The organism is Vibrio lentus, assembly GCF_030409755.1.
Lineage (GTDB): Bacteria > Pseudomonadota > Gammaproteobacteria > Enterobacterales > Vibrionaceae > Vibrio > Vibrio lentus.
The window spans coordinates 1131541-1157644 of sequence record NZ_JAUFQE010000001.1; the positions used below are offsets into that span (position 1 = coordinate 1131541).

A 26104-nucleotide genomic window follows, 5' to 3' on the forward strand; every position below is an offset into this window, starting at 1 on the left:
GACATTTTTAACAAAGGTACACCAATATGAATGCTATCAATTTAGCTATGAAACAAAGACATTGGGTAATGGCTTGCTTCGCTTTGGTCATCCTTTATATTCATATTGGTGAAATACGTAAAACCATTCATTATATCGAAAAAGATCAAATTCACAGAAGCGAGCTCATTCAAACGCTGGTTCAAAGTAATGTCGTTCGAACATTGAATATTTTAGGCGCTTCTTTACGTTCTGGAGCGACAAACTCCAACAAACCTAATCTGGGCGGTGTTTATTATCAGCCTGCACAACCTTTCTCAAGTTCTGACACTCAACGCATCGCACAACGATTCAATGTCAGCACGTCATCACCTCAATTTCTTGCCATGAAAAATGGGGAAACAACACTATGGGGATTTAACATCAATCATCCAAAGCCTCATACCAGCTTAATCGCAGGGCTCGTGTCGCGGCAGTCATCCCTTTACCACGAGGCAAGTGTCGACCTGCAATATTACTTCCCAGGAGTCAAGGGTACAGCCAATACGCTTCTTTTGATAAGAGACAATCAACATCAATACTTTATGCCTTCTGGAGAAAAGATAAATCTAGATTTCTCGAATACGCACACCATACAAACTTCAGAAAACTCCGCTTTCTATGTAAGTAAAGTGAAACTACTAGACGTCATATTTTTTCGATTAAATAATGACAATTCTCGGTACTTCCATCTCGTTGAAGTTCCTTTGCCACAACTCCGTGCGACCCTTTTTATCTTTGATAATATGACCAGTTCCGTCGCTGAGATAAAGGGGGAGATTCAAAGCTTTGTTGAGGTCATCGCATTGTTAGGGATCGGCTATGTGTTACTGATTGCCTTTTCTCATTATCAATATCGAACTTCAATTGCTTTAGAATCAGATGCATTAACAGGGTTGAAGAACCGCTCGTACTTAGAAAGTGCAAACTCTCGCATTCGCCATAATAGAACGAGTAAAAACAATCGCTGTATCGGAGTCATTGCCATTGATCTAGACCATTTCAAACTGATCAACGACAACTACGGGCACCATGTCGGCGACAACGTGTTAGTTCGGGTAAGCGAGATATTATTGGAAAATGTAAGAAACAACGATGAATGCTATCGTATCGGTGGAGATGAATTCATCGTAATTCTCAAAACGGAAAGTCAATCCGATATCATTAAACTTGCAGACCGTATCCGAGATAAAATCGCCTACGATCCACAACTCAGAAATATGATTAAAGGCGGAATATCAGCTTCGCTTGGGCTTGTGGATTTATCGACTGGGCAGTCGATTGAAGAGGCCATTATTTCCGCTGATGAAATGTTGTATCAAGCTAAAAATCGAGGGCGAAATTTAGTTCAAAGTTCCCTTATCTAAACCAATGAGTTTGAGCAACTACGGCGACAGTTATTGAAGTTCAAAGGAGCGTCACATAGCCCCTATAGTTCGATGAGTTATCGTGATTACACATACAAAAAGACCTACCTGAAATATAAGTAGGTCTTACACTCAAACGAAAACAACGATGTTTACTCGTTATCGATCGATTTCAGAACCTTACACGGGTTGCCGACTGCAACCACATTGGCTGGGATGTCTTTAGTTACCACACTGCCCGCGCCAATCACGCTGTTTTCGCCAATAGTCACGCCAGGGCAGATGATCACACCACCACCTAACCAAACATTGTCACCAACGTTAATTGGTATGCCAAATTCGACGCCTTCTTCTACTCGGCCTTTCACATCGAGTGGGTGGCCTGCGGTAAGAATTTGAACGTTCGGGCCAAGCAACACATTGTCACCAATAGTCACTTCAGCGACATCTAAAACCACGCAGTTAAAGTTAGCGTAGAAGTTCTTACCCAGCTTGATGTTTGAGCCGTAATCACAACGAAATGGGGGCTCTAAGTGCGCGTTCTCGCAACCCGGAATAAGCTCTTGCGTCGCCGCTTCCCACTCTGGTGTATCGGGAATACTGTTATTAAGTTTTTGAAGCGTTTTCTTACACTCAATTCGCGCTGAATATAGCTCTTTATCCCAAGCTTTATAAGGTTCACCCGCTAGCATTTTTTGTTTTTCTGTTTTCACGTTACTTACCTGTTTCCCATCACTTAGCTAGTGTCACATTACTTAACTAATGGTGGTCAATTCATCGAACCAAAAACGCAATATCGCACATCTAAATAACAGTGAATAATGAGTGTTTAAGCTTGGTTTAAGAGATGCGCAGCTCGTCACTTTTTGTAGGTAAAATATGAAACTCAATCACGGTTAACTGAGCCTAAACACGCGGAGCAACCGAGTCGCGAATCACCAAACTGCCAGTAGTACTTAATGCCTCAGATTGCTCAGTATCACCGACAATTTTCAGAATCGCCTTTTGTGTCATTTGCTCTAATGGCACGCTGACAGACGTTAGGCTTGGCGTTAGAAACGCACCGACTTTACTGTTATCAAATCCAACGATAGAAACATCTTGAGGCAATGAATACCCAAGTTCAGTTAACGCCTTGATCGCGCCAATCGCCATGTCATCGTTTTCCGACAAGATAACAGTGAAGCTTGCTTTATTCTCCACTAAAGCTTGAGCCGCGTGGTAACCGCTCCCCATTGTCCAATCACCCTGAACAACTTTGGACTCATCCAATGCAATACCATGTTTAGTTAACACATTTTGATAGGCTTGGTAACGGAGCTCATCGGTCGAAGAGCCGGCTTTACCACGAATGACCGCAATATCTGTATGACCTTGCTCGATGATGTGTTCAACCATCAAGCAAGCACTTTGATAATGATCGGTGGTGATCGCGTGATTGGGCTTCGACGGCATTTCACGATTGAGCACCAAAATCGGTGTATCAGTGCTTTCGATGATCTGAGCGATCTCGCTTTCCGTTAAACATTGCGGATAAATGATGATGCCCGCGCACTTCATATCCAGCAGGAAGTTGATCGCCTTTCTTTCGTCTTCTGCGCTGTGTTTACCATCGGTGATCACCAATTGGTGATTCGACTTTTCACTGTAGGAAGCGGCGTGATACATCAAGGAAGAGAAGTAAAGGCCATTGAACAACTCATTGGTGATCACAAAGCCGATGAAGTTGGTCTTCTTGGTCGCCAATTGCTGAGCTAAGAGGTTTGGCCGATAACCTGTCTCTTGTATCGCATCGAATACCTTTTTCGCCACATCTGGGCGCACGATGTTCTTGCCATTTAAGACACGAGAAACGGTCGACTTAGATACGCCTGCGCGGTTCGCGACATCAAGCATGGTTACCATTGGCTTCTTTTCCTTTATAAAAAATTAGTCGACATAGGCCGACTAATTCATTGCAAAATCACAGCTCACAGTTCGTATAACTGCGCTGGGAAATGCATTCTAAATAGTGGCACCATTAGATGCAATCACGCCTTTGTACCACTCGAACGACTTCTTGCGCTTGCGCTCTAAAGAACCAGATTGATCGTTGTGCTTATCTACATAAATGAATCCGTAGCGTTTTTTCATTTCGCCCGTGGTGAACGACACCAAATCGATGCAGCCCCAAGGGGTGTAGCCCATCAAGTCAACGCCATCGATCGCAACGGCTTTTTTCATTTCTTTGATGTGGTCACCAAGGTAAGTAATACGATAGTCATCATTAATGCTGCCGTCTTCTTCGATGGTATCGATAGCGCCAAAACCGTTCTCAACGATAAACAATGGCACTTCATAACGTTCATACAAAGACGCTAAACAGAAACGCAAACCGGTTGGATCAATTGGCCAGCCCCAATCGCTAGACTGGATGAACGGGTTATCGACCGAGTTTTCATGACCGCCGTCCATCGCTTCTTCTGTAGATTGGTGAGAAGAAGAATCCAAGGTATTCGACATGTAGTAGCTAAAGCCAAGGTAATCCGCTTTACCTTCTTTCAAGATTTGCTCATCTTCAGGCTGCATCTCAATGTTGAAGCCTTTGATTGCCCAGTCACGCTTGGCGTAGCTTGGGTAGTGGCCACGAACCATCACATCCGAGAAGAAGTAACGATCACGCATCGCTTGCTGTGCCACCATGATATCTTCTGGCTTTGAAGAACGAGGATAGAAAGGCACCATCGCACACATTGCGCCAATCTGAAGATCTGGGTTGATCTCGTGACCTTTCTTAACCACTAAAGCACTTGCAACAAACTGGTGGTGAACCGCTTGATACATTGCTTCTTGCGGCTTTTCACATTGTGGGAACTTCACGCCAGAACATAACCAACCGAAGATGTCTGCCGAGGTGTTCATCTGGTTATTGATCTCGTTAAACGTCATCCAGTATTTCACTTTGTGCTGATAACGATCCATTACCGTAGTCGAGTACTTAACGAAGAAGTCGATCACTTTACGGTTCATCCAACCGCCGTATTCTTTGGCTAGATGGTAAGGCATTTCAAAGTGACTCAGTGTTACCACTGGCTGAATATCGTATTTCAACAGCTCATCAAACAAATCATCGTAAAATGCTAAACCCGCTTCACACGGTTCAGTTTCATCACCATTTGGGAAGATACGCGTCCACGCGATACTGGTTCGGAAGCACTTAAAGCCCATCTCAGCAAATAACCTAATGTCTTCTTTGTATCGATGGTAGAAATCAACAGCGACTTGGTTTGGGTAGTTTTCGCCATCAATCACACCATCGGTGATTCGACGTTGTACACCATGAGCACCCGCTGTTAATACGTCGACGACACTCACACCCTTGCCATTCGCATCCCAGCCGCCTTCTAGTTGATGCGCTGCAACCGCACCACCCCATAAAAAATCGTTCGGAAATTCGTTGTTCATACCATTACTCGCTACAAGTTATTCGTGAAAAAGATCAGGATTTGAGAGCTCATTACAGCCCTGAAACCGATTTCAATAAAAGCAAAGATACAGATTGAAACCGGTTTCAGCAAGGTGGTTTTGATCTTTTTTTGATCGAAGGCTCAATGAAACCTCATTAAGAGTGAGCCTTGATATCATCAAAACAACGGCCAACTCAAAAGGTAAATACAGGTAATTAGACGCGAGATCTAAGTAAGGAGTGTGTACTGACTCACACTCATTTAACCCTCCCTCCCTAAAATGGCAAACGTTCCCTTCACTGACATGAGCACGCTATGAAAAACCTTAAAATGAAACCTTTATGTTTTGCTGTCTCCGTATTAACGACAGTGGCTTCAATGCCAACCTTAGCCGAAATAAAAGAAATCACCCTGCTTCATACCAACGATATTGAAAGTGTTTACGAGCCCGTAGATGCGTTCTGGAATGATGACATTGAGCTGATTGGCGGTATCCCTTACTTGGCGACGTTGATCAAAAACGTACAAGCTGAGGAAGGAACCAGTTTCCTATTAGACGCTGGTGACATTTATACGGGCGCACTCTCTAAAAAATCGGAAGGCAAGCTGCCTTTCGACCTATATAACTCAATGGGTTATGACGTAATCACACTCGGTAATCATGAATTCGAATACGGTTGGGAATCATTGGTAGAAACCATGCCTCGTGCTCGTTTCCCTGTACTCAACGCGAATATCTTCCATGAAGCTTCTGATTCTATGTTTGCTCAACCTTACACAATCATTGAACGTGATGGAGTTAAAATCGGCGTGATTGGTGTCATGGGAATTGACGCGTTCTACAACACAATGTGGAAAGGAAACCGTAAAGGGTTAACCGTCAAAGATCCTACGGAAATCGCTCAAAAATGGGCTGATAAGATCCGCGATGATGTCGACATGATCGTGGTACTAACGCACCAAAATAAGACGGCTCCAATGCAAACCGACAAAGAAGCCGACGCTGAAGTTCAGCGCGGATTCGATGAAGATTACGCAATGGCAGGAAAGCTAAAAGGCGTAGACGTTATTTTCGGTGGTCACTCTGACAACGGCTTAATCGAACCCGTTGTACATCCAAAAACCGGCACCGTTATCGGCTTAACCTTTGGTCAGGGCATGCACCTTGGCTACACTAAATTTACTGTCGATACTGAAAAACACGATGTGAAATTCTTAGGCGGGAGACTGATCCCTGTCGAGTCAGCCAAGCTTAAACGTGATGAAGCAACATACGCTTTGATTCAAAAAGTGCGAGATGATAATCCAACGCTGGCTGACCAATTGGCAACCCTTGATCGTGCCGCTTCACGTCGTTATTACCGAGAGTCGAATGTTGGTAACCTTGTGGCTGATTTGATGAAAGATGCAGGCCAAGCCGACATCGCGATGATCAGCTCAGGCAGCCTACGTGTTGACCTAAATCCAGGTGCAGTCACTCGTGAAAATGTAATGAACCTTTTCCCGTTTACTGACACACTAACAGTGGTCGAACTCACGGGTGACAACGTTCAAGAGCTGCTTGAATACAGCTACACATTACCTTACGGTCTGGCGCAATTCTCAGGGATTAAAGCCACTTACGACAGTACAAAACCGGAAGGTGAGCGTTTAATTAGTTTGAGTATCAACGGCGAGCCCGTATCCGAGAATCAGAAGTACAAAGTTGCGACATATTCGTACGCAGCCAGTGGTGGCGATGGCTACACGGTATTTAATAAAGGCGAAACACTATCGAACGGAGATCCGGTCATGCAAGTACTGATTAAAGGTTTCCAAGAACGCAAAAACATCATAGTTCCTGAACTTGGTCGTCAAGTCGATGTAAGTCGTCAGTAACAGAGATATCCAACAGCCAACGTCATAAAATATGTATCAGGGATTAGCAGGTACAACGCTCATGAGAACTCAGTTCAATTGCTGTAAAACATATAACTGTAGCAACCTTGCTAACCCTGATCTAAGCCTCTACCAAACTAGTTCTCAACTTGGTTTTGCGTCTTACAAATGCCCCTTATGTGGGGCATTTACTCCGATATTGGAAAACGAACCTATTTTGTCCTTAACCAGACAAATTGAATCCAACCAACTCCAATTGCCCAATGTCGAATGCCCTACTTGTCTAAAGCAGACCTACACTCACGCTTATGGTTACACCAGAATCGGCACGCCACGGCTTAAATGCCAGCAATGTTCATCCGTTTTCAGCTTATTAAGTCCAAACAAAATTGCTCGCACACTTCAGCCTTTACTGGCTCTGTTGTTGTCTGGAACATTACCTTGTGAGCTCCTTCAGAAATCGCAACTCAACAGTAAGACTTTCTATGTACGTATCAAGCAGCTATCTTCGCTACTGAGGCAACTCAACCAGTTATACATTCAACAATATCTAGGTGAATCTGAAGGCTGCCTATCTCTGCACACGGCAAGCTTTACCTCGCTGTCACGTTCAGGACAAGGGCACAGCCTAAAATGCTGGAACCTATCTACAACAGAATGTCGCTACGGCTTTCATGTTTTAGATACCGATAATTTGTACCTAAATAGAACACAAACCGAGACTGTTGGGCTTTATTATTTAGATACAGTGGAAGCACTCCCTGCCTTGTCAGATTCTTCGTTTCAAATGGTTCAGGCAACATATGACAAGATTTTCGCCAGAACTAAATTTGACGAACTAGGCTATGCGATCCAAGCAGAATGCCAATCAAACAATGGCGAGATACTTCGTCCTGTTTACGCCGCCCATGCTCACTGGATAAGCCTTTCCAAATTATTACCTAAGTACCATTCATTCGATTTCTTTCTCGAACACGAGAGTTTTATTCGAGGCGGTGCGATCACCAACCTGACGCCAGAAGTGATATCTGGCAATTACAACCTCTACTACTTATACGCACAGCGATCGCTAGCCGTTACGCCCTCTCTTATCGAGCACAAAAGCATTGGATGGTGGGGAGAAACATGGTCGACACAAACTCGGCATTACCCAAGCGGCTACTGGGATATCACCTTCTGTGCATTAACGGCCAATAAAAAGCCAACTCTTGAGTTTAATGGTGTTGAATGGCATCAAGACTACCTTGAACAGCTCCACCAATGGCTGCCACTTGAACATCAAAAAACGCTCTCCTACGAGATGGCTAAACATTGGCGAACGATCTTTACCTATTTATACAACTTCACCTACAGCCAACAGAGAAGCGCGTTTTTTGGCGAATTTGACTTCACTTCTATCACAGAGATAGCCTCAGCACTTAACCAGTACGCTGCAAATTCACCACATAGGAAATAGTCGAACAATCCTGTTTGACCCGTCTACCAGTGTAGGCTTTAGACTTCATACTCAATTTACATCGAGGTATGTCATGTCTATCAATCGTTCCTTTGCAGTGCCTCAACCACTGCTGTCATTTTTTAATTCGCTATCCGACCCAGCTAAAGGAATTGCACTCGCGCTTATCTCGAACGCGCTGTTTATTTTAGTGGGTGTGATCGTGCGAGAGTTAAGCCATACCATCGACATCTTCCAAATTCTACTGTTTCGTCAGCTTGTTTTTGTGACTCTGTTAATGCCTTCTATCGTCAGTAACATGGATGCGATGCTCAACCCTAAGATGGTGTCGATGCATGCGTGGCGCGTCACCGGGGCGTTCATCGCCCTCTACTTTAGCTTCTTAACCGTAAGTAACATTCCGTTTGCCGACGCGACCGCGTTAGGGTTTATGAAGGTGTTGTTTGTTGCGGTCATCTCAAAGATGTTCTTGCAAGAAAATGTTGGATTCGCACGAATGACCACGATTCTTCTGGGTTTTACGGGAGTAATGCTGGTTGTGCAACCGACGTTAGAAAGTGAGTCTTTGTTCTATATCGGGACAGGGTTGGTTGCTGCATTAGGTGCCGCGATAGCAGTTATCTGTGTGAGAAAAATGGCCAATGTAGAATCCAAGGTCGTGGTGTTGGCTTATCAAGCGATATTCGTTGGTGCAGTCGCTCTAGTTCCGGCAATTATTGAGTGGAAATGGCCAACAGGTTCTGAATTCCTGCTGTTGATATTGGTTGGTGTGATCTCGTCTATTGGTCAATGGTTTGGTGTGACGGCCTACAAATGGGGAGAAGCGAACGTGGTTTCAAATGTTGAGTACTCACAAATGATCTACTCAATGATTCTTGGTTACTTGTTGTTTGCTGAACTGCCGAACTCTGTCGCTCTAGTCGGCGCAGCTGTTATCGTATTGAGTGCCATCATGCCTTTTGTAATCAAGGCTAAAAAGAACAAATAACTCGAAGCTAATCACTGCTACATCCATACCATCAAGCCCCTATTGTATTAAATTGGGGCTTCTCTTCTCTCAAATCAATGCTGCTCGAAATACTGGTCATGTTGAGATTTTCCAGATTGGTCTTGGGTTCCAGGATAGAACTGAACAAGTGTCTGATCGGCTAAAGTGAGGTGAATCCAACCTTCTTTAACTTTCAACCAATTGGTGCCGTTTGTCTCGTAGACGATGGGGAAACTGCCCCAGCCGGATTCTGATACCTGCAACTCTTGAAAACGGTCAATTGGAGTCAGTATATTGCTGTTGAAGTCAGCATCGGAGTAAACCAACAGAGGCTTAATAGCATCGTTTGGCTTAAATGTATAACAGCTTACAGAGGCGGAAGTGCGATCAAACCACTGGTAGGGTTGTGCTCCTGTAAAATCGTAGACAGTACAGTCATTAAATTGAATGGCCCACTCTTGGTGAGCTTTAAAACCAAGGTAGCCTATTGGCTGTGATGGTTGCTCAGGCTTCGAGTCAGCTTCTGGTTCATACACCGGTTCTGAGGTAGCACATCCCATAAGCCCAAGACTAAAAAGGAAAGTTACAGCAAGCTTCATCATTGTCATACCTCAGTTCCGTTAGTAGATGAGTAACTCAATTAAGTCTCTACATTAAACGGTAAGTTCCAAGCGATTACCATCGGGATCGAGTACACAGCTCTCATAATAGCCATCACCTGTTCGTCTTGGTCCGTCTAGGCGCTCATATCCATCCTCAATTAGGCGACTTGTGAGTTCATCGACCGCCTCTTCAGATCCTAGTGAAATCGCCATATGAATGAAGCCCGTGAATTGATCATAGATATCATCTTTCGATTCAGGAACCGAATCCATTTCCATGATCTCTAAGCGACTACCACTTTCAAAAGACAAGAAATATGAAGAGAAACCTTTGCTTGGATTGTGATATTTCTGGTTAGACTTCGCACCAAAGTAATCCTCATAAAAGCGTTTAAGCACTTCGAGTTGTTTGGTCCAAATCGCGATGTGTTCGATCTTCATTTTTATCACCTCATGTTTACGTATGACACTAGATTACTTGCCAAATCAGGAAGGATAAACAGAACATAATTGATCAACGGTGTTCCTATTTTATAAGTCATTTAATTATCAAAATCACAACAATTAGCTGCACAGTATTAACATCTAAGCTTGTGTAATATATAGCTTTGATCAATAGTCGGTGTTTTACATAATCCGAGATTTAACTGTGAGCTTTTTAAAACTGATCATGCTAGCTGCCATATGGGGAGGCTCGTTCCTTTTCATGAGAATTGCAGCCAATCCTTTAGGCCCAGCAGTCCTAATTGAAGCGCGAGTTCTGTGCGCGGCAATCACCCTACTCTTGGTTTCTTTTTATCTGAAAAGGAAGCTCTCTTTTAATGCTCATGCGAAACACTTTTTCATTCTTGGCTTGTTTAACACTGCGCTTCCTTTTTTGTTTTTCGCTTATGCGGCTCAAACACTCAATGCGTCGACCCTTGCCATCCTTAACTCCACAGCGCCAATTTGGGCTGCGATCATCGGGGCGATATGGACAAAAACCGCACTTGAGAAGAAGGTGTTACTCGGGTTAGGTATTGGTGTCACGGGCGTATGTGTGTTGGTCGGTTGGGACGCGATGAACATCGGCCAAGAAGCGATTGTGCCAATTTTCGCTGCCGTGATGGCTGCATTCAGCTACGGCATCGCCTCTAACTACACCAAAACAGCACCAAAAGTTGAGGCGTTCAATAACGCACACGGCAGTATGTGGGCGGCAGTATTGATCGTATTGCCATTTGTGTTCTTTATTCCGATGAGAGAAGCACCCGATCTCACGATCACGACTTCGGTCATCTTGCTCGGCGCGGTGTGTACTGGTTTAGCATACTTACTTTATTTCAATCTCATCTCTGAATTGGGCGCACCTTCGGCATTGTCGGTGACCTTCCTGATTCCAGTATTTGGTATTCTTTGGGGCAACTTGTTCTTAGATGAAGCCATCGGTATCAACACGATCATTGGTTCGATTCTTGTTATCACAGGCACCATGTTGGTGACTGGAATGTCGCCAATGAAAATGCTCAAAGCCGCTCGTCAAAAACGCGCGCAATAAACAGGCTTAACCCAAAAACCTTAATTAAAATTCTGATGTAACAGAGACAAAAACGGCATCCAAATGGAGGCCGTTTTTCATTAAATCGTTAACAGCTTTGAGAACTCGTCATGTATTGCTGAATCTTGGTTCTTAACCATTGATGTGCCGGGTTTAAATCTGTTCGTTTATGCCAAATCATATACTGCTTCATGGGCAAGACCTCGAACGGCTGGTCGAGCACTTGCAATTGGAATCGCTCCGCAAACTGATTAGCAAAATCACGAGACGTACTACCAACACAGTCGGAGCCAGAGACCAACACACACATCGTCATCAATGAATCACATTCGGAGCTGACTTTTCGCTGTTGTATCGGGCTTTTCGTAAAGTAATCTGCGGTATAAAGGCGAGAACGACGCATTCTGAAGGTGATGTGTTTCTCATGATAATACTGCGCTTCCGTCACCGATCCATCAATCCTTGGGTGCCCTTTCTTTGCGATCAACACGAGCTCATCTTCGATCACTTTCTGGTTCATATAACCATTCACTTGTGGATAGTGAATATCGATCGCTAAGTCGGCTTGCTGCATGCTCAAACTCTGCAGCAGATCTTCTTCATTGCTTGGCACCATATTGAATTCAATCGAGATGTTACCAAGCGTATCGTCCTTTTCCACAAGAGGCTGAAGCTTGGTTAAACCGATCTCGTTGACCAAAATTCGAAACACATGATGCTGCTGATTATCGAACTGCTTTAGCGTACTGACCGCGCTGGTTATCCCGTCCAGTGCGGGCTCTACACGTAACGCCAACTGCATCGCTGCATTGGTCGGCGTTATACCTCTACCCTCTCGAATAAAAAGGTCTGTACCCAATTGTGCTTGCAGCCGTTTCAAAGCGCCACTGACTCCAGGTTGAGTCATACCAAGCGATTCCGATGCAAGTGTGATCGATTTTAATCGATACACTTCTAAGAACACGCTCAATAGATTTAAATCCAACTTTTCCACGTCGCTCACCGTTACTCTCCCTGTCAATGTGGTCTTAACCAATCATAGGTCAGGTTTTATCTTCGTTCCCTAACCATTACACGACTCAATACATAGCCAATCGTGATGTATTAACTAAAGCTTACTTTATTTTTTGCTATATGTCTTAGTCATATAATTACCTCAACGAAACGAAATCCCGAATTGAAGAGGCACCTATGACTCCATCACGCACTTTCAAAAATGCATCACTGTTCCTAGCAATCTCTCTTGCGTTTCCTGCTGTTGCAGCTAACCATGACCATGCACACTTTAGCGATATCGGCGATCAGGGTGGCAAAAACGCGACCGAGATGACGACGAAAGCAAACCAAGAATTCGCGAAAACGCTGAACTTCGAAGACACTCGCGCGTTCGACAATAACAACAAAGGGTTGATTGCGAGCTTCGATCAAGAAACTGGCGATATTATTCGTAACAGCTTCAACTTCATCGACCCTAGCGTGAACAATGCCGATCAAGCGCCCGATTCAGTGAACCCTTCGCTTTGGCGTCAAGCCGTGCTGAACCAAGCTGCTGAAGGTTTGTACGAAGTTGTCCCGGGCAAGGTGTATCAAGTTCGTGGTGCTGATCTGGCGTCGATATCTTTCATCCGCAGTGACAATGGTTGGATTGCTTACGACGTTCTTCTCACAAAAGAATCCGCGGCTAAGTCATTAAAGTTCTTTAAGAACAACGTGCCCGATGGTGGCGACTTACCTGTCGTAGCGATGATTTACTCACACTCACATGCCGATCACTTTGGTGGTGCACGAGCAATCAAAGAAGCTTACCCAGACGTAAAAGTATACGGTTCTAAAAACATCACTAAAGAAATCGTCGACGAAAACGTACTGGCAGGTAATGCGATGTCTCGTCGTACCGCTTATCAATATGGCGCAACACTGAATCGTCATGAGCACGGTATTGTGGATGCGGCACTCGCGAAAGGCTTGTCGACAGGTACCATTACTTACGTATTGCCGGATTACGAACTTAACCATAACGAAGAAATTGAAACGCTGGTTATCGACGGCCTAGAAATGCAATTCATGGATGCATCAGGCACTGAAGCGGCATCAGAAATGGTGACCTACATTCCGAGCATGAAGGCACTTTGGACTGGTGAACTAACGTATCAAGGCATGCACAACCTCTACACATTACGCGGTGCAAAAGTACGTGATGGCTTGAAGTGGTCTAAGAAAATCAACGAGATGTTGGTCACTTGGGGTGAAGATACCGAGGTGTTATTTGCCTCTCACTCATCGCCAATTTGGGGCGAACAAGAAATCTCTGACTACCTAAAAATGCAGCGTGACGCTTACGGTTTCACTCATAACCAAACACTTCGCCTTGCGAACAATGGTGTCGTTCTGCAAGACATTGGCGACGAGATCTACAAAGTCATGCCAGACAGTATTCAACAGTCTTGGCACACTAATGGTTACCACGGTACTTACTCGCATAACGCTCGTGCGGTGTACAACATGTACCTTGGTTACTTCGACATGAACCCAGCTAATCTGAACCCGCTACAGATTCACCCAGAGTCGGTTAAGTTTGTTGAATACATGGGTGGCAGTGACGCAGTGATTGAGAAAGCGCAGCAAGATTTCCAAGAAGGCGAATATCGCTTCGTTGCAACAGCACTGAACAAGGTTGTCCAAGCGGAACCAGAGAACAAAAAAGCGCGTGGTTTACTGGCCGACACTTATGAACAGCTAGGCTACCAATCAGAAGGTGCAGGTTGGAGAAACATCTACCTAACGGGTGCTCAAGAACTGCGTATCGGCACACAGCCGGGCGCACCAAAAACGGCTTCTCCGGATGTATTGGCGAACATGACCATCGAAAACTTGCTGGATTACTTAGCGGTAAAAGTGGATTCATTGAAGGCGCAAGACACGCCGTTTACCATGAATATCCAATTACCTGACGTGAAAGAGTTCTACTACGTAGAGATGTCGAACGGCAACCTCAACAACATTCAAGTAGCTGAACTTCAAGATGCCGATACCACACTGATCATCAACAAATCAGATGTATCAGACATCGTACTGAAGAAAACGACACTCAACCAATTATTGGAAGATGGCCAAGCGGGCGTGAAAGGAGACAAAACATCGTTGAACAAACTGCTGTCTTCATTGACTGAAGCGGATACCTCTTTTGAGATTGTTCCTCGTCCAAACAAAGGCGAAGAAGTTGATGCAGAGTTGTACCAAGATTCACACGAGCACGCTCACTAAGCCGCTCTAAGGTAAAATAATTACAACGTCAAACTGGCCTAAATAGGCTGAAACAAGGCTAATACGACCAAGCCTCAACCATTAAACTGGTTGAGGCTTTTTTGATTTGAGCTTTATTCGATATCAAGAAAATAAAATAAGAACCCCCACTCACAGCACTCAAATAGCATTGAGTAAAACTTCTTATCAAGCCCAGAAAAACAGTACTGTGTTTGTTAAACCACACCCTTGTTTCACGGTTTCTCAATCGCAATACACATCCGTACTTTCTATATCTCAGCATGTGAAGTAGTAGAAACTTTGTGCAATCAAACTTTGTTATAAAAGTTGTCCGGACTCTTTATTCAAGGAAGGAAGATGCGAAAAAAGATCATGATTACAGGTGCGACAGATGGTATCGGTTTAGAGACCGCGAAAATGTTAGCCCAACAAGGGCATCACATCCTTATCCATGGGCGTAACCCAACAAAACTCAGCAAAGTAGAAACCGGCCTTTCTCGATTATCCAAGGATGCGACTATCGAAAGTTATGTTGCTGATCTCTCTTCTCTTTCTGAAGTTGAAGCCCTCGCCAACCAAATAACGTCGAAGCATGAACAGCTCGATGTACTCATTAACAACGCTGGCGTCTACAAGGTTTCCGAGATCACCACCAAAGACAATCTCGATGTCCGATTTAGCGTCAACACCATTGCCCCTTATTTACTGACTCAAAAGCTGCTACCACTTTTTGATGCCAACGGTCGCATCGTCAATCTATCTTCAGCCGCTCAGTCATCGGTCGATCTCGAGGCGCTTATCAGCCCAAATCCTGACGCTTTAGATGGCCCCATCTACGCACAAAGTAAATTAGCGTTAACGATGTGGTCAATCCATCTTGCGCACCAATTAGGAGATCAAGGCCCCCTAATCATTCCCGTTAATCCGGCCTCATTTCTTGGCAGTAAATTGGTTAAAGATGCGTATGGTTTGGAAGGTAATGACTTAGGGATTGGCGCTGATATCTTATGCCGAGCGGCACTATCGGAAGAGTTTTCTAACGCTTCTGGGAAGTATTTTGATAATGACTCAGGGCTATTTAAAGACCCTCATGCTGATGCATTAAATTCGGATAAAAATCAGAAGCTGGTGACGACTCTCGACCAGTTGCTTGCAGAACAGCTCTAGCTAATGCCACGCTCACTAGTCAGATACAATGAGTGCTCCGTATTTGGGAGCACTCCATAACATCAATCTGTATTCAGCGCAGCCAACAAAAATTCCGTACTTGCGCGAGCATGTTGCTCAATATCTTGTAGGTTTGGTTTGACCATCCCCATTAACACACCACTTCTTAAGCTTAATAGCATCCCCGTCCACAGAGTAACCTTCGTGGCGACATCTTCGGTATCAAACCTATCCGTGAAAAACTGAGCGAGTGCAATATCGGTTTCGTTTTCACCTACCGACATAAAGCTTTCCAAGATAGCGGGAGACTTACCGTCTTCTGCAATCAATAGCTTCAACGTAGCGATATGTTCGTCCGACAAATGAAACGCCAAAAAGGCCGTCGCGAACCCATACAATGCCTGATAATTATCAGAGATTTTTAACTGCTCGACAGAATGCTCATCAAACTGAGCCCCCATTTGCTGCAATGTCGCTTTGAACAACACATCTTTTGATGAGAAATATCGATAGAGCGTTTGTTTAGTCACCTGGGCTTCACTTGCGATCACATCCATGCTCGCGAGCGTAAAACCTTCAGCTAAAAAAACAGCTTTAGCCGCTTTCAAAATAGCCTGTCGTTTCTTCTCTTTATTCTGCTCAATCTTGCTCATTACTTCATCCACCCCAAAACAGAGATCATACTTTAAAGTATGATTTGTGTTGACTCAACTAATTTTTAAAATCATACTCGTGAGTATGATTTATTGATAACAGATAATTGGATAGAGAAATGACAACAATGAACCTCCCTAAAACTGAAGTAAGAAACACTCGAACCCTCGGCTTTACCTTTGCGATCGCAGGTGCCGTATTAATGAGTATTGACCCCATCTTTATTCGTTATGCGGGTGTCAGCGGATTTGATACGGCCTTCTTGTTCGGCTTATTCAGCGCAATTTCGATGCCGATTTTGCTTAAATTCAACGACAAACGCGGAATACGAAAGGCAGTAGCACAAAGCGGTTGGCCATTGTTAGCAGCGGGTATTCTTATGCTCGGCAGCGCATCGGGCTTGGTGTTCAGCATCAAGATGACTTCAATCGCTAATACCTTTGTGATCCTCAGTGCAGCCCCTGCGGTTGCCGCCATTTTCAGCTGGTTAATATTGAAAGAAGCCACCAGCCGTTCGACTTTGGTTGCGATTGTGGCTGTGATGGTTGGTATTACGATTGTCGTTTCAGGCTCGTTTTCTTCGGGTAATTGGATGGGTGATGCTTTAGCGGTATTCGCTGTGATCTGTTTATCTATGATGTTTACCTTGCTGCGTAAATATCAAGACGTCAGCCGATTAGCGAGCGTTGGCCTAGGTGGCTTGTTGCTCGCGGTTGTGATGTTTTTCTTCGCAACACCATCAAGCTACAGCGTTGAAACGTGGTTAATCATGGGCATGATGGGCTTGTTTACCGCACCGGTTGGACGAGTGTTATCTATGGTCGCAACACGCCACATTACCGCACCAGAGGTATCAATGACTCTGATGTTAGAAACGGTGTTAGCGCCAGTTTGGGCGTTTGTCTTCTTCACCGAGATCCCGCCAACGACCAGTATTATCGGTGGTGTGGTGATCTTGATTACGATCTTCATCTACACCTTAGTGACGATGAAAAATGATGACAAATAAAGAGACTAATAAAGAATTAAATAGGAGCTAAACATGTCTGAAGAGCTGAAATTAATTGGTCGAATTACTACGCCGTATCACTCGATTTCGGAGTGTCCGAATAACATCCAACCGGACAACGGCCCAATCTGTGAAATAATCTTAGATGACGTTTACCAACAAGGCTTGCTTGGCTTAAACCGTGGCGACCACATATTGATCTTGTATTGGTTAGAAGGCGGCAAACGAGATGAATTGATCCAAAGCCGGGATGAAGAGACACCGACCAAAGGCACCTTCGCACTGCGCTCACCACACAGGCCAAACCCAATCGGTGCTGCCGTACTGCCGATTGAAAAAATAGAGAATGGCACAGTGACCGTAAGAGGCTTAGATTGCTTGAACAACACACCGCTGTTGGATATCAAGCCTGCAATCTATAAAGAGAAGGGATAAGCGAGAAACTGGCCTTCCTAAACCAAGATCGAGCTGTGCGTTAGCGAAAGGAAGACATTACGCATACTTGATGAAAGCTTGGCTTAACCGCTGAAAGAGTGAATCTACGTTGGGAAGGCTCGTCAAGTGCGCGGACAACAGTGTATGAACCTGCGCATCCACCACGGTCGGGTTATCGCAAATTTGATTATAAAAATTCACAGGCGCAACGATGTTCTCCAAGTCGGCATCTAACAAGATACAAGCTTGCGAAAGTACAATTTGGCCGCCCCCTTGTTTAAGCAATACACGCTGCGCAGTACCCACTATTTTTTGTTTATTGATATTGAGGTTGTAGTCACCATCACAATAAGAACCGGGGGTTGCGTGTACATCCACATCGATGCCCAGTTCTTTAAAAAACAGGGTTAATACATCGCATAAATGTCGATACGCTTTTTGGATATTGTATGCTTCATCACGAGGCCAATGGTAAATGTGCGATAGGTTAATGATCCCCGGCAATTGGGGAACGGGAGCGCCACCGGTTTTTCGTGAGGTGAGTTGCCAGCCTTGTTCCGCAAGCTGCTTTCTAGACTCTACCTTCACTGGCCACTTCTTACCTGCAGGCAAAACGAGTGTCGGCGTTTTTGCTTGCCAAAGCATTAAGGCTTGCGCAATCTCACCGGTCTGTATTTGCTGCAATAACTCAGCTTCTTTTTCAAACGCACGATCAACATCAATGTGCGGGTAACGTACGAGTTTATTCGTTAACTTCAATGCACTTTTCCTCTACAGATTGTGGTGACTTAGTATTTAGCGTTCTGGGATGGTTGATGACATATGGGACTATGTGGAATGAAAACAGCGCCAAAAGTTAGTTATTGGCACTATAGTCGTTTGTTAGGCAAAATTTACAGATACGCACCGACTACTGACATACAGTGCTGAACCGTGCTTTCTTTTTCACCGACTGGCGCGACATAATGAATTGCCGATTCAGCATCCGCCCTACTCGACAACTTGCTAATTACCCAGGTAGCCAAGTACTTTGATGACAAACAACCACCTGCTGTCGCAAGATTACCTTTAGCATAAAAGGGTTGGTCTAAAACGGTAACTCCTGATTCGACAACCCAAGGTTTCGTTGTTAAATCGGTACAAGCTGGTATTTGATGCAGTAAACCAAGTACTGACATGAGCAACGTACCTGAACATTGTCCACCAATTAACTGAGTTTCAGGGTTTAGCTTTAGCCTTGAAAGTATATCTCTGTCTTTCGCAATATCGCACGTTAGTGCACCACTGCCAAATAATACGACGTTGGCTTGGTTAGCAAACTCGAGAGGCTGTTGAGATTTGATTGTCACTCCGTTCATTGAAGTGACGTATTGAGATGGACTCGTTATTTGCACATTCCAACCGGCGTCTTTCATGCGGTTCAAAATGCCCGCAGCTATAAATGAATCCAGTTCATTAAATCCGTTAAAAGTTAGTACAGCAATATCCATATTTATTCCTATTTGCCTAACGCCTGCATCTTGCGAATCCCCTCATAATCAGGCTTAAAAACAATGAGGTAGACGTGCATCGCCGTCTTTGATCTAATGAATATCGCTGAACACACATTTCGAACAAGTGGGTTAATAATGCGCGACATTCAGATTCTACAACAAACCATACAAAACCAATGCCCCTCCATTCACAAAAAACGCGTTAGTTCTCTGATACTTGCTACAAAAAGTGTACTTGACGGCTCAGACTTAACGCTGACTAAACTAGGTCGCAAACTAGAAACTAATACCACGGTAAAACATGCGATCAAACGCGTTGATAGACTGCTTGGAAATCGCCAACTACATCGTGAAAAAGACCTTATTTATAAATGGCATGCCTACTTAATAACGGGCGCTAACCCATGCCCTGTGATCCTTGTGGATTGGTCTGATGTTCGTGAACAACTTCGTTATATGACGTTAAGAGCATCCGTTGCACTTGATGGTCGAGCCGTCACAATCTTTGAACAAGTTTTTGAGTATGGCCAATACAATTCACCGAAAAGTCACCAAACATTCCTCGATAAATTGCAGAGTATTTTGCCGAATAAAATCAGTCCGATCATCGTTTCTGATGCGGGTTTTAGAAATACTTGGTTCCGCCAAGTTCAGGAGAAAGGTTGGTTTTGGTTAGGTCGTGTCCGAGGTGAAGTATCAATCAAACAACCTCAAAAACCTTGGGTCTCAAATAAAACCTTTTATCCAAACGCTGTCCATAAACCCAAATATCTTGGCAACTGCTTATTAGCAAAGAGATCACCGATATCTTGTGAAGCCTATGTTTATAAGGGATTAGAAAAAGGCCGAAAAGCCCAGCGCCATAGTAGAACCAGCCAAAAACACTCCGCTACACATCTCTATCAACGCAGTGCAAAGGAGCCGTGGCTACTCGCGACTAATGTCCCTCGACATATCTTAAATGAAGTACAAATTACCAATCTGTACGCCAAGCGTATGCAGATAGAAGAAGCCTTCCGCGATCTAAAGAGTACCGCCTATGGGATCGCACTTCGTCACAACAGAACTCGCTGTACTAAGCGATTAGATATCCTGCTTCTTATTGCGTTGCTCGCTGAAATCTTGATGTGGTGGAATGGCCTAATTGCAGTACAAGCCAAATGGCATTTTGACTTCCAAGCCAACAGCATTAAACACCGCCGAGTTCTATCCATACCTCGTCTAGGGAGAGAGGTACGAAATCATCGGCGATATCAAATTAATGAATCCCAATATCAATGGGGAATGTTCGAATATCAAAGGCTCACACACAACGCAGGACTAGGGAAATTATGAGGGGATCCGTCAGCGCCTGCATAACACATTTACTACTATGCAATTATACTTAATATTGACACCTTAAAACGAGAAACACTCGGCAAACTGAGATTGCCGAGTGTAGTAAATCGTGTTAATGCATTTGTTAGTAGCATACTATAAGTCTGCTTGGATACTTTCTAGTGAAACCACTCGAGACATTAGTACTTTCAGATCTGCGGCCAAATGAAAGTCCAGATCATTTTGAATAAAATTTATCATATCAGGAATATCAGCATCATTTTTCACGAAAATGTATTTTACATCTTTTGGTGAAAACTTTAATGCTGCATGTTCTTTCGTTTCGGCATTGGCAACTTGGAGTAATTCTAAGTCGTCAAACTTGGCCTTTGTCAAATAAGCTTCAATATTTTCATTTTTTGGTACATAGCGCCACTCAGACTCTTGATAAAACTCTTTTTCCACCGGCTTTCCATCAACAATCATGTTGCCATCTGATGGCTTGATATGCATGTATAGATATCGCATCGTTTCTTTGGCCGCAGTAATTTCATCTTTTTCAGAACAACGATGAGCATGGTGATTTAATGCTCTAGTTTCAGCCATTAAGTTATTATCTGAAGCTAGATATAAAATCGGGTTTAAACCATTAGCATTCGCCCATTCTTTAGTCATACCTAAACCATAATAACCGTAAAATCCAACATGTTCTGAAATTCGGCTTAGTGGAATATCACAAAAACACACCATAGGAAATGCCATATAATCAGCATCATCCTGATTCACCCATCGAATATCTTCTAAACAGTACCTTGGCCAGAAACCATTTTTAAACACTAGTTTTAGAGTTTCTTTTGTTTGAGTAAAGTGAAACAAAGTATGTGACTTTGGAGCCATTTTGTTACCTCATAATTTTATTTGTTTGGAAGCTACTAACGAATGACATGGATTCTCCCCTACCGAGGATCTGCCACACTTATGTGGTACTTAAATGCATCGGGAGTGGCACAAACACCGACGGCGTTAGGACGGCAATATAGCTTCGGCTGTATTGAACCACGAGCATAGACTGAAGACAGGTGCCACGACGGAACAAGTAAGGTAGGCTCTACTCATCAAACGATGAGCAATCCACGTATATCAGCATGAGAACCGACGACATTACTTGCTTCATCTATGCGGTAACACTATCCCCTAAGCAACAAGAAAAGCTCTGATAATACAGGAGAGAAACTTCTATGTTTTTAATTGACAGTGGGGGTCATATCAACGCCAAATTAAGCTGCCAAAAACGCACACACGTAGTTTATGAAAACCACCGTAAACACGGTGCTCAATGCAAACTGAAAATGCCATGCGGTTTTGGTCTGCTTGAATTTTTTGTTAGCTTTTTCTACTCTTAAAACGCTCAAATTTTGGACGTATATCATAGATTAACTCCAATATCGCATCTAAGAAATCCAGCCCATCTTCTACATCTGACGCTTGAAATAAAATATCATTTGCGTGCGCTCCTTGATTTCTAAGTAAACGTAACTCTGTCGCCCATTCGTACATTTCTGAACTCAACACACCGTCAGATTTCATTTTATTCAGGCCAGTGTAGATAGTTTTCGCATTAGAATCATAATCAATGCACGTTGCTTCCAATGCCCTACCGATCATCACACTAGCAGCTAAATACAAGTTACTTTCAATTGATGCTACAGCTTCAGCCCTTGATAATTGAACTTGCTGCGGAACAGCAAAACCTAGCCCCTTGCTATCTTTATTTGGCCAAATTTTTTGTTTTTCGTATATTCCATCAGGTTTGAACTGCACAAAAAACTCAGGATCTTCACGGTAAAATAGAGCTGGAGTACCACAAATCGAGCAATGACAAAAAGTATATTCTTCAGGTGAACCTTCATACTTATCTACATAGTTATATTCGTAAATAGTTTTAAAAATCACAGTTGCCTCGCAAGTCAGACAAACGTCCGTTAAATCTAAATCATCCATTTTTCCACCAAGTTTCGAATGAAAAGCTAACATTTTGATATCGTGCAAGCACGAATCCATCCGCTTAACATATCAAAAAGGTCGCTCATAACCAACTGAATGCTATGCATTTAATATAAAGTGGGTCTAAACATTAAGTGTGAAAACGTGCAAGCACATATTGTCGACTATGTAACGCTCGGCCTCACTCTTAACCACTCACAAATCTTCAAATTAATCAACAACTTAAAACAAACCTCTCGTTAAATTCGTGCTCAATCAGAGTTAAAAACCACTCTTTTTTAAGTCATTAATTATTCAACAAGCAATAAACTGTCTGTATGTACAGATTTTGTGAGGGGGATATATGGCGAGTCAATTCATGCAGGCAATTTGCGAACATATGACGATGCGAGGCTATAGTCGCAAGGCAATCAAAGCCTACTGTTATTGGATTAAGTACTACATTCATTTTCATAAGCTTAAACACCCTGAACAAATGCATGCCGCTGAAGTTGTCTCCTTTCTTTCTCATTTAGCTAATCAACAAAAAGTCGCCATCAATACTCAAAAGGTTGCCCTCAATGCTCTAGCCTATCTGTACAATCAATTTATAAACAACTTCTAAAGTCAGGCTCCGATATCAGAACGGTTCAAGAGCAACTGGGGCACAGTGATGTTAAGACAACTCAGATATACACTCACGTTATTGGGCAACACTTTAGTGGCACGACTAGCCCGCTAGACGGCCTATAACGAAACTCCCTCATCGATAGTTGAACCTTGGCTTGATGGCTTCTGTCTAGCAAAGTTGTCTGATATGGTGACGGCAGAACTTCAGCAATTGTTTAGATAGTATTGAATATGAAAACACTAACCATACTTGATGGCGGCATGGGCCGAGAACTCAAAGAAATTGGCGCGCCATTTTCTCAACCGCTTTGGAGTGCTCAAGCGCTGATTGAAGCACCCGAATTTGTCAGCCAAGCGCATCAAAACTTTGTCGATGCTGGTGCTGAAATCCTGATCACCAATAGCTATGCCTGTGTACCTTTTCACTTGGGTGAAGAGCTATTCAAACAACAAGGTTTTGAACTAGCCGCACTGTCTGGTGAGCTGGCTAAAGCGGCTGCCGACAATGCTTCCCATACAGTGAAAGTAGCGGGCGCGATTCCACCGCCATTTGGCAGCTACCGACCTGACTTATTCAAAGTAGAAGCAGCGGCACCAATCATCCAAACCCTTTACGATGCACAAGACCCAAACATCGACCTTTGGATCGCGGAAACGATCTGTAGCCTGCAAGAATTCGAATCCATTCATGCGGTACTCAAGCAATCAAACAAACCGTGTTATTACGCATTCAGTTTGGAAGACACCACGGGCGATTCAGCCAACATTCGTTCTGGCGAAAGCGTAACAGACGCCATCAAACTGGCTTGCCAATCCAACGCGACAGGTATCATGTTTAACTGCTCTGTGCCTGAAGTGATGGATCAAGCCATCATCGATGCTAAAAAAGTAATTGAAGAGCTAGGCAGTGATTTAGAAATTGGGGTCTATGCCAATAACTTTGCGCCGATCAGCAATGAACATGAAGCCAATGACATGCTTCAAGAGATGCGTGAGCTGGATGGCCAAGGTTACCTAGTTTACGCAAAACGCTGGCACGCACTTGGCGCGAATATTATCGGTGGCTGTTGTGGCATCGGGCCGAAACACATTAGAGCTTTGGCGGACTGGAAATTAAGAGACGTTGAGCCAAACTAATTATTCGTGTTGTTGATAACATCGCACCACTTAAACTCAATTTATAAATCAAACGGTTAAAGCATGAAACTACTTCTAAAGAGCTCAATACTGTCTCTATGCGTTCTATCATTCCATAGTTTTGCGAGTTCGCAGTGTGAAGACTTATCCGGCTGTGAAAGAAAGAGCTGTGAAATCGAGTATCAAATAGACAAAGCAAAGGAATACGGCAATCAACACAAAGTTGATGGCTTAACCAAAGCACTGAAAGAAGTGAAAGCTAACTGCACCAATGACGGCTTGAAAGACAAAATCGCTGAAAAAATAGAATCGAGTGAAGAAGATCTCGCAGAATACCGAGAAGATCTCGAAGAAGCGAAACAGTCTGGTAAGACTCAGAAGGTGAAAAAGTACCAACGTAAAATCGAAGACGAAATTGCAGAACGTGACCGTTTAGTGAAAGAGCTGGCTGAGATCCAATAAGCATCGCGACGCTACATTGATACGTCTACTTTATACTTGTCAGCCTAGCTTCACGCACCTGCTTCGCTTGTCTACTTAAGCAAACTTCAAATCTATCGCCTCTCAATTCGAGAGGCGATTTTCTTTATCTCTTAGTCAGATTCACCTAATCAACAAGCGCTAGCTCGGACTCTTTCAGTAAACGATTAGCCACGAGGTTGGCGGCAGGCGTAGCTATCGTTTGTTGGCATCTGGTTTCAAAATTTTCAGCCGTAATCATTTTGACTTCCAGCAGATATTGCAGCTCACTTAAGTAGTTCGCCTCAAACACCGCTTGCCCAAGTGGTGTACATTCGTATCGACTCGATTCTTGGTAACCAATCGCGGTCAGTACAGATTCTGGCAGCTCCCAAAACTTAGCAATGGTGTATGTCAGACGAATAGAATAGCTGTTCATCAATCGCTTCAATGCCAACGAGTTAGGCGGCACTGAAGGGTCAACATGCTTAAATGCTTCCACCATCATCTGGAAAATGATCATCTTGCCCAAGTTACGAATCAACCCAACAAAGTATGCCGCGGCTTGATCTTCTTGGGATGAAGAGCCTTTCATCAACTCCTTAGAAAAAGAGGCGGTTTGGACACTGTGATTCCAAATTTTCTCACCGAAATGACGCCAGTAAATATTGTTGCCCGGCGTGAAGTTCTTCATGTAGCTATTCACTACCCCTTCTACAAGCCCTTGAGAACCCATATTTAGAAATGCTGTTTTTAGGTCAGTAACCTGTTTTTCACCACGCTTATAGAAAGCACTGTTAGCCAGTTTTATCACATCGGCAGCCATGCTTGGCTCGCGTTCAATCACTTTTAGCAATGCATCGACATCAAATTCGTCACTCTGTAATTCGGCCATTAACGTGGTCACAGAGGCTGGCATCACTGGCAGTTCATTAAGCAAAGCTTTTGGAGAGCGAATCAAGCGCTCGATTTGGCAGGCGACAAAATCGCTAAACGGGTCTGACTCCGTTCTCAGACGGGATTCGCCAAACAGATAATCAAGAAACTCACCATCGTGAAGGCTTATTACTTTATCGACAATGAGTGATGATGGCTGGACGGACGAAGGCGGAACAAAGATTGAAGACTGAACAGAATCAGTAGCAACGGTTTGTTGTTGCTCTTTTTGGACAGGCTCTGCAGAGGGTTTGTTTTTTGAATCAACAAAAGGCGAAAATAGTGCCTGCAATACCCTTTTAAACATCAATACGGCTCCTAGATGAAT

Annotated in this window: 25 protein-coding genes and 1 pseudogene; 14 read left to right on the forward strand and 12 right to left on the reverse strand. The window is 43.8% G+C overall.

Annotated elements, in window-relative coordinates; genetic code table 11:
* The first annotated feature begins 26 nt into the window (after positions 1-26).
* The gene (locus QWZ07_RS04705; RefSeq protein WP_192853621.1) at positions 27-1385 is read left to right on the forward strand and encodes a GGDEF domain-containing protein; all 1359 of its coding nucleotides are present in this window, start codon (positions 27-29) and stop codon (positions 1383-1385) included.
* A 152-nt stretch (positions 1386-1537) separates the two neighbouring features.
* Here QWZ07_RS04705 and QWZ07_RS04710 read toward each other — a convergent pair whose 3' ends face one another.
* The 3 genes from QWZ07_RS04710 to QWZ07_RS04720 all read right to left on the reverse strand — a co-directional run bounded on the left by QWZ07_RS04710 (position 1538) and on the right by QWZ07_RS04720 (position 4829).
* Positions 1538-2098 carry a sugar O-acetyltransferase gene (locus QWZ07_RS04710; RefSeq protein ID WP_192853620.1) on the reverse strand — a complete coding sequence of 187 codons (561 nt, stop codon included), beginning with the start codon at positions 2096-2098 and terminating at the stop codon, positions 1538-1540.
* Between the two features lie 193 nt (positions 2099-2291).
* Positions 2292-3290 carry a LacI family DNA-binding transcriptional regulator gene (locus QWZ07_RS04715; RefSeq protein WP_192853619.1) on the reverse strand — a complete coding sequence of 333 codons (999 nt, stop codon included), beginning with the start codon at positions 3288-3290 and terminating at the stop codon, positions 2292-2294.
* A 99-nt stretch (positions 3291-3389) separates the two neighbouring features.
* Positions 3390-4829 carry a 6-phospho-beta-glucosidase gene (locus tag QWZ07_RS04720; protein ID WP_192853618.1) on the reverse strand — a complete coding sequence of 480 codons (1440 nt, stop codon included), beginning with the start codon at positions 4827-4829 and terminating at the stop codon, positions 3390-3392.
* A 317-nt stretch (positions 4830-5146) separates the two neighbouring features.
* Between QWZ07_RS04720 and QWZ07_RS04725 the strand changes: the two genes are divergently transcribed.
* From QWZ07_RS04725 to QWZ07_RS04735, 3 genes are all read left to right on the forward strand, one after another.
* Positions 5147-6709 (forward strand): bifunctional metallophosphatase/5'-nucleotidase, encoded by a 1563-nt coding sequence (locus QWZ07_RS04725; protein WP_192853617.1) that lies wholly within the window; start codon positions 5147-5149, stop codon positions 6707-6709.
* A gap of 217 nt (positions 6710-6926) precedes the next feature.
* Positions 6927-8165, forward strand: coding sequence for a hypothetical protein (locus tag QWZ07_RS04730; protein WP_225998500.1), 1239 nt, complete (start codon positions 6927-6929; stop codon positions 8163-8165).
* 73 nt (positions 8166-8238) lie between these two features.
* Positions 8239-9153, forward strand: coding sequence for a DMT family transporter (locus tag QWZ07_RS04735; RefSeq protein WP_192853615.1), 915 nt, complete (start codon positions 8239-8241; stop codon positions 9151-9153).
* Positions 9154-9227: 74 nt separating this feature from the next.
* Here QWZ07_RS04735 and QWZ07_RS04740 read toward each other — a convergent pair whose 3' ends face one another.
* Together QWZ07_RS04740 and QWZ07_RS04745 are read right to left on the reverse strand one after the other, a co-directional pair.
* Positions 9228-9755 (reverse strand): hypothetical protein, encoded by a 528-nt coding sequence (locus tag QWZ07_RS04740; RefSeq protein ID WP_192853665.1) that lies wholly within the window; start codon positions 9753-9755, stop codon positions 9228-9230.
* 51 nt (positions 9756-9806) lie between these two features.
* Positions 9807-10196: a VOC family protein gene (locus tag QWZ07_RS04745; protein WP_099167080.1), complete on the reverse strand. Its 390-nt coding sequence runs from the start codon at positions 10194-10196 to the stop codon at positions 9807-9809.
* A 265-nt stretch (positions 10197-10461) separates the two neighbouring features.
* Between QWZ07_RS04745 and QWZ07_RS04750 the strand changes: the two genes are divergently transcribed.
* Positions 10462-11292 (forward strand): DMT family transporter, encoded by an 831-nt coding sequence (locus QWZ07_RS04750; protein ID WP_029226067.1) that lies wholly within the window; start codon positions 10462-10464, stop codon positions 11290-11292.
* A gap of 88 nt (positions 11293-11380) precedes the next feature.
* Here the strand turns inward: QWZ07_RS04750 and QWZ07_RS04755 are convergent, their stop codons facing one another.
* On the reverse strand, positions 11381-12295 hold the full coding sequence (locus tag QWZ07_RS04755; protein WP_076671067.1) for a LysR family transcriptional regulator: 915 nt from the start codon (positions 12293-12295) through the stop codon (positions 11381-11383).
* A gap of 188 nt (positions 12296-12483) precedes the next feature.
* Here QWZ07_RS04755 and QWZ07_RS04760 point away from each other — a divergent pair, with 188 nt between their 5' ends.
* Together QWZ07_RS04760 and QWZ07_RS04765 are read left to right on the forward strand one after the other, a co-directional pair.
* On the forward strand, positions 12484-14556 hold the full coding sequence (locus QWZ07_RS04760) for an alkyl/aryl-sulfatase (RefSeq protein WP_065111578.1): 2073 nt from the start codon (positions 12484-12486) through the stop codon (positions 14554-14556).
* A gap of 357 nt (positions 14557-14913) precedes the next feature.
* Positions 14914-15723: an SDR family NAD(P)-dependent oxidoreductase gene (locus tag QWZ07_RS04765; RefSeq protein ID WP_192853614.1), complete on the forward strand. Its 810-nt coding sequence runs from the start codon at positions 14914-14916 to the stop codon at positions 15721-15723.
* Positions 15724-15785: 62 nt separating this feature from the next.
* Here QWZ07_RS04765 and QWZ07_RS04770 read toward each other — a convergent pair whose 3' ends face one another.
* Positions 15786-16376: a TetR/AcrR family transcriptional regulator gene (locus QWZ07_RS04770; RefSeq protein WP_192853613.1), complete on the reverse strand. Its 591-nt coding sequence runs from the start codon at positions 16374-16376 to the stop codon at positions 15786-15788.
* A 119-nt stretch (positions 16377-16495) separates the two neighbouring features.
* Between QWZ07_RS04770 and QWZ07_RS04775 the strand changes: the two genes are divergently transcribed.
* Together QWZ07_RS04775 and tsaA are read left to right on the forward strand one after the other, a co-directional pair.
* Positions 16496-17386, forward strand: coding sequence for a DMT family transporter (locus QWZ07_RS04775; protein WP_192853612.1), 891 nt, complete (start codon positions 16496-16498; stop codon positions 17384-17386).
* 33 nt (positions 17387-17419) lie between these two features.
* Positions 17420-17821, forward strand: coding sequence for a tRNA (N6-threonylcarbamoyladenosine(37)-N6)-methyltransferase TrmO (gene tsaA, locus QWZ07_RS04780; RefSeq protein WP_192853611.1), 402 nt, complete (start codon positions 17420-17422; stop codon positions 17819-17821).
* Between the two features lie 57 nt (positions 17822-17878).
* Here the strand turns inward: tsaA and QWZ07_RS04785 are convergent, their stop codons facing one another.
* Positions 17879-18580, reverse strand: coding sequence for a lipoate--protein ligase family protein (locus QWZ07_RS04785; protein WP_192853610.1), 702 nt, complete (start codon positions 18578-18580; stop codon positions 17879-17881).
* 134 nt (positions 18581-18714) lie between these two features.
* Positions 18715-19311, reverse strand: coding sequence for a DJ-1/PfpI family protein (locus QWZ07_RS04790; protein ID WP_009845952.1), 597 nt, complete (start codon positions 19309-19311; stop codon positions 18715-18717).
* Positions 19312-19449: 138 nt separating this feature from the next.
* On the opposite strand from QWZ07_RS04790, the gene QWZ07_RS04795 reads away from it, so the two are divergent.
* The gene (locus QWZ07_RS04795) at positions 19450-20649 is read left to right on the forward strand and encodes an IS4 family transposase (protein WP_132982278.1); all 1200 of its coding nucleotides are present in this window, start codon (positions 19450-19452) and stop codon (positions 20647-20649) included.
* A gap of 138 nt (positions 20650-20787) precedes the next feature.
* On the opposite strand, the gene QWZ07_RS04800 is transcribed toward QWZ07_RS04795, so the two are convergent.
* Together QWZ07_RS04800 and QWZ07_RS04805 are read right to left on the reverse strand one after the other, a co-directional pair.
* A complete protein-coding gene (locus QWZ07_RS04800; RefSeq protein ID WP_192854275.1) occupies positions 20788-21528 on the reverse strand; it encodes an abortive infection system antitoxin AbiGi family protein in 741 nt (246 codons plus the stop codon).
* A gap of 486 nt (positions 21529-22014) precedes the next feature.
* On the reverse strand, positions 22015-22680 hold the full coding sequence (locus QWZ07_RS04805) for a DUF4145 domain-containing protein (RefSeq protein WP_192854274.1): 666 nt from the start codon (positions 22678-22680) through the stop codon (positions 22015-22017).
* A gap of 340 nt (positions 22681-23020) precedes the next feature.
* Here QWZ07_RS04805 and QWZ07_RS26465 point away from each other — a divergent pair, with 340 nt between their 5' ends.
* The 4 genes and pseudogenes from QWZ07_RS26465 (at position 23021) to QWZ07_RS04825 (ending at position 24843) form a co-directional block, all read left to right on the forward strand.
* On the forward strand, positions 23021-23239 hold the full coding sequence (locus QWZ07_RS26465) for a site-specific integrase (RefSeq protein WP_435433704.1): 219 nt from the start codon (positions 23021-23023) through the stop codon (positions 23237-23239).
* A pseudogene (locus QWZ07_RS26470) lies at positions 23218-23367 on the forward strand (tyrosine-type recombinase/integrase); the annotation flags it as partial. The gene QWZ07_RS26465 and the pseudogene QWZ07_RS26470, both read left to right, overlap by 22 nt.
* A gap of 108 nt (positions 23368-23475) precedes the next feature.
* The gene (locus QWZ07_RS04820; RefSeq protein WP_192854273.1) at positions 23476-24381 is read left to right on the forward strand and encodes a homocysteine S-methyltransferase family protein; all 906 of its coding nucleotides are present in this window, start codon (positions 23476-23478) and stop codon (positions 24379-24381) included.
* A 63-nt stretch (positions 24382-24444) separates the two neighbouring features.
* The gene (locus QWZ07_RS04825) at positions 24445-24843 is read left to right on the forward strand and encodes a DUF1090 domain-containing protein (RefSeq protein ID WP_192854272.1); all 399 of its coding nucleotides are present in this window, start codon (positions 24445-24447) and stop codon (positions 24841-24843) included.
* A gap of 145 nt (positions 24844-24988) precedes the next feature.
* On the opposite strand, the gene QWZ07_RS04830 is transcribed toward QWZ07_RS04825, so the two are convergent.
* The gene (locus tag QWZ07_RS04830; protein ID WP_192854271.1) at positions 24989-26083 is read right to left on the reverse strand and encodes an HDOD domain-containing protein; all 1095 of its coding nucleotides are present in this window, start codon (positions 26081-26083) and stop codon (positions 24989-24991) included.
* Positions 26084-26104 lie beyond the last annotated feature (21 nt).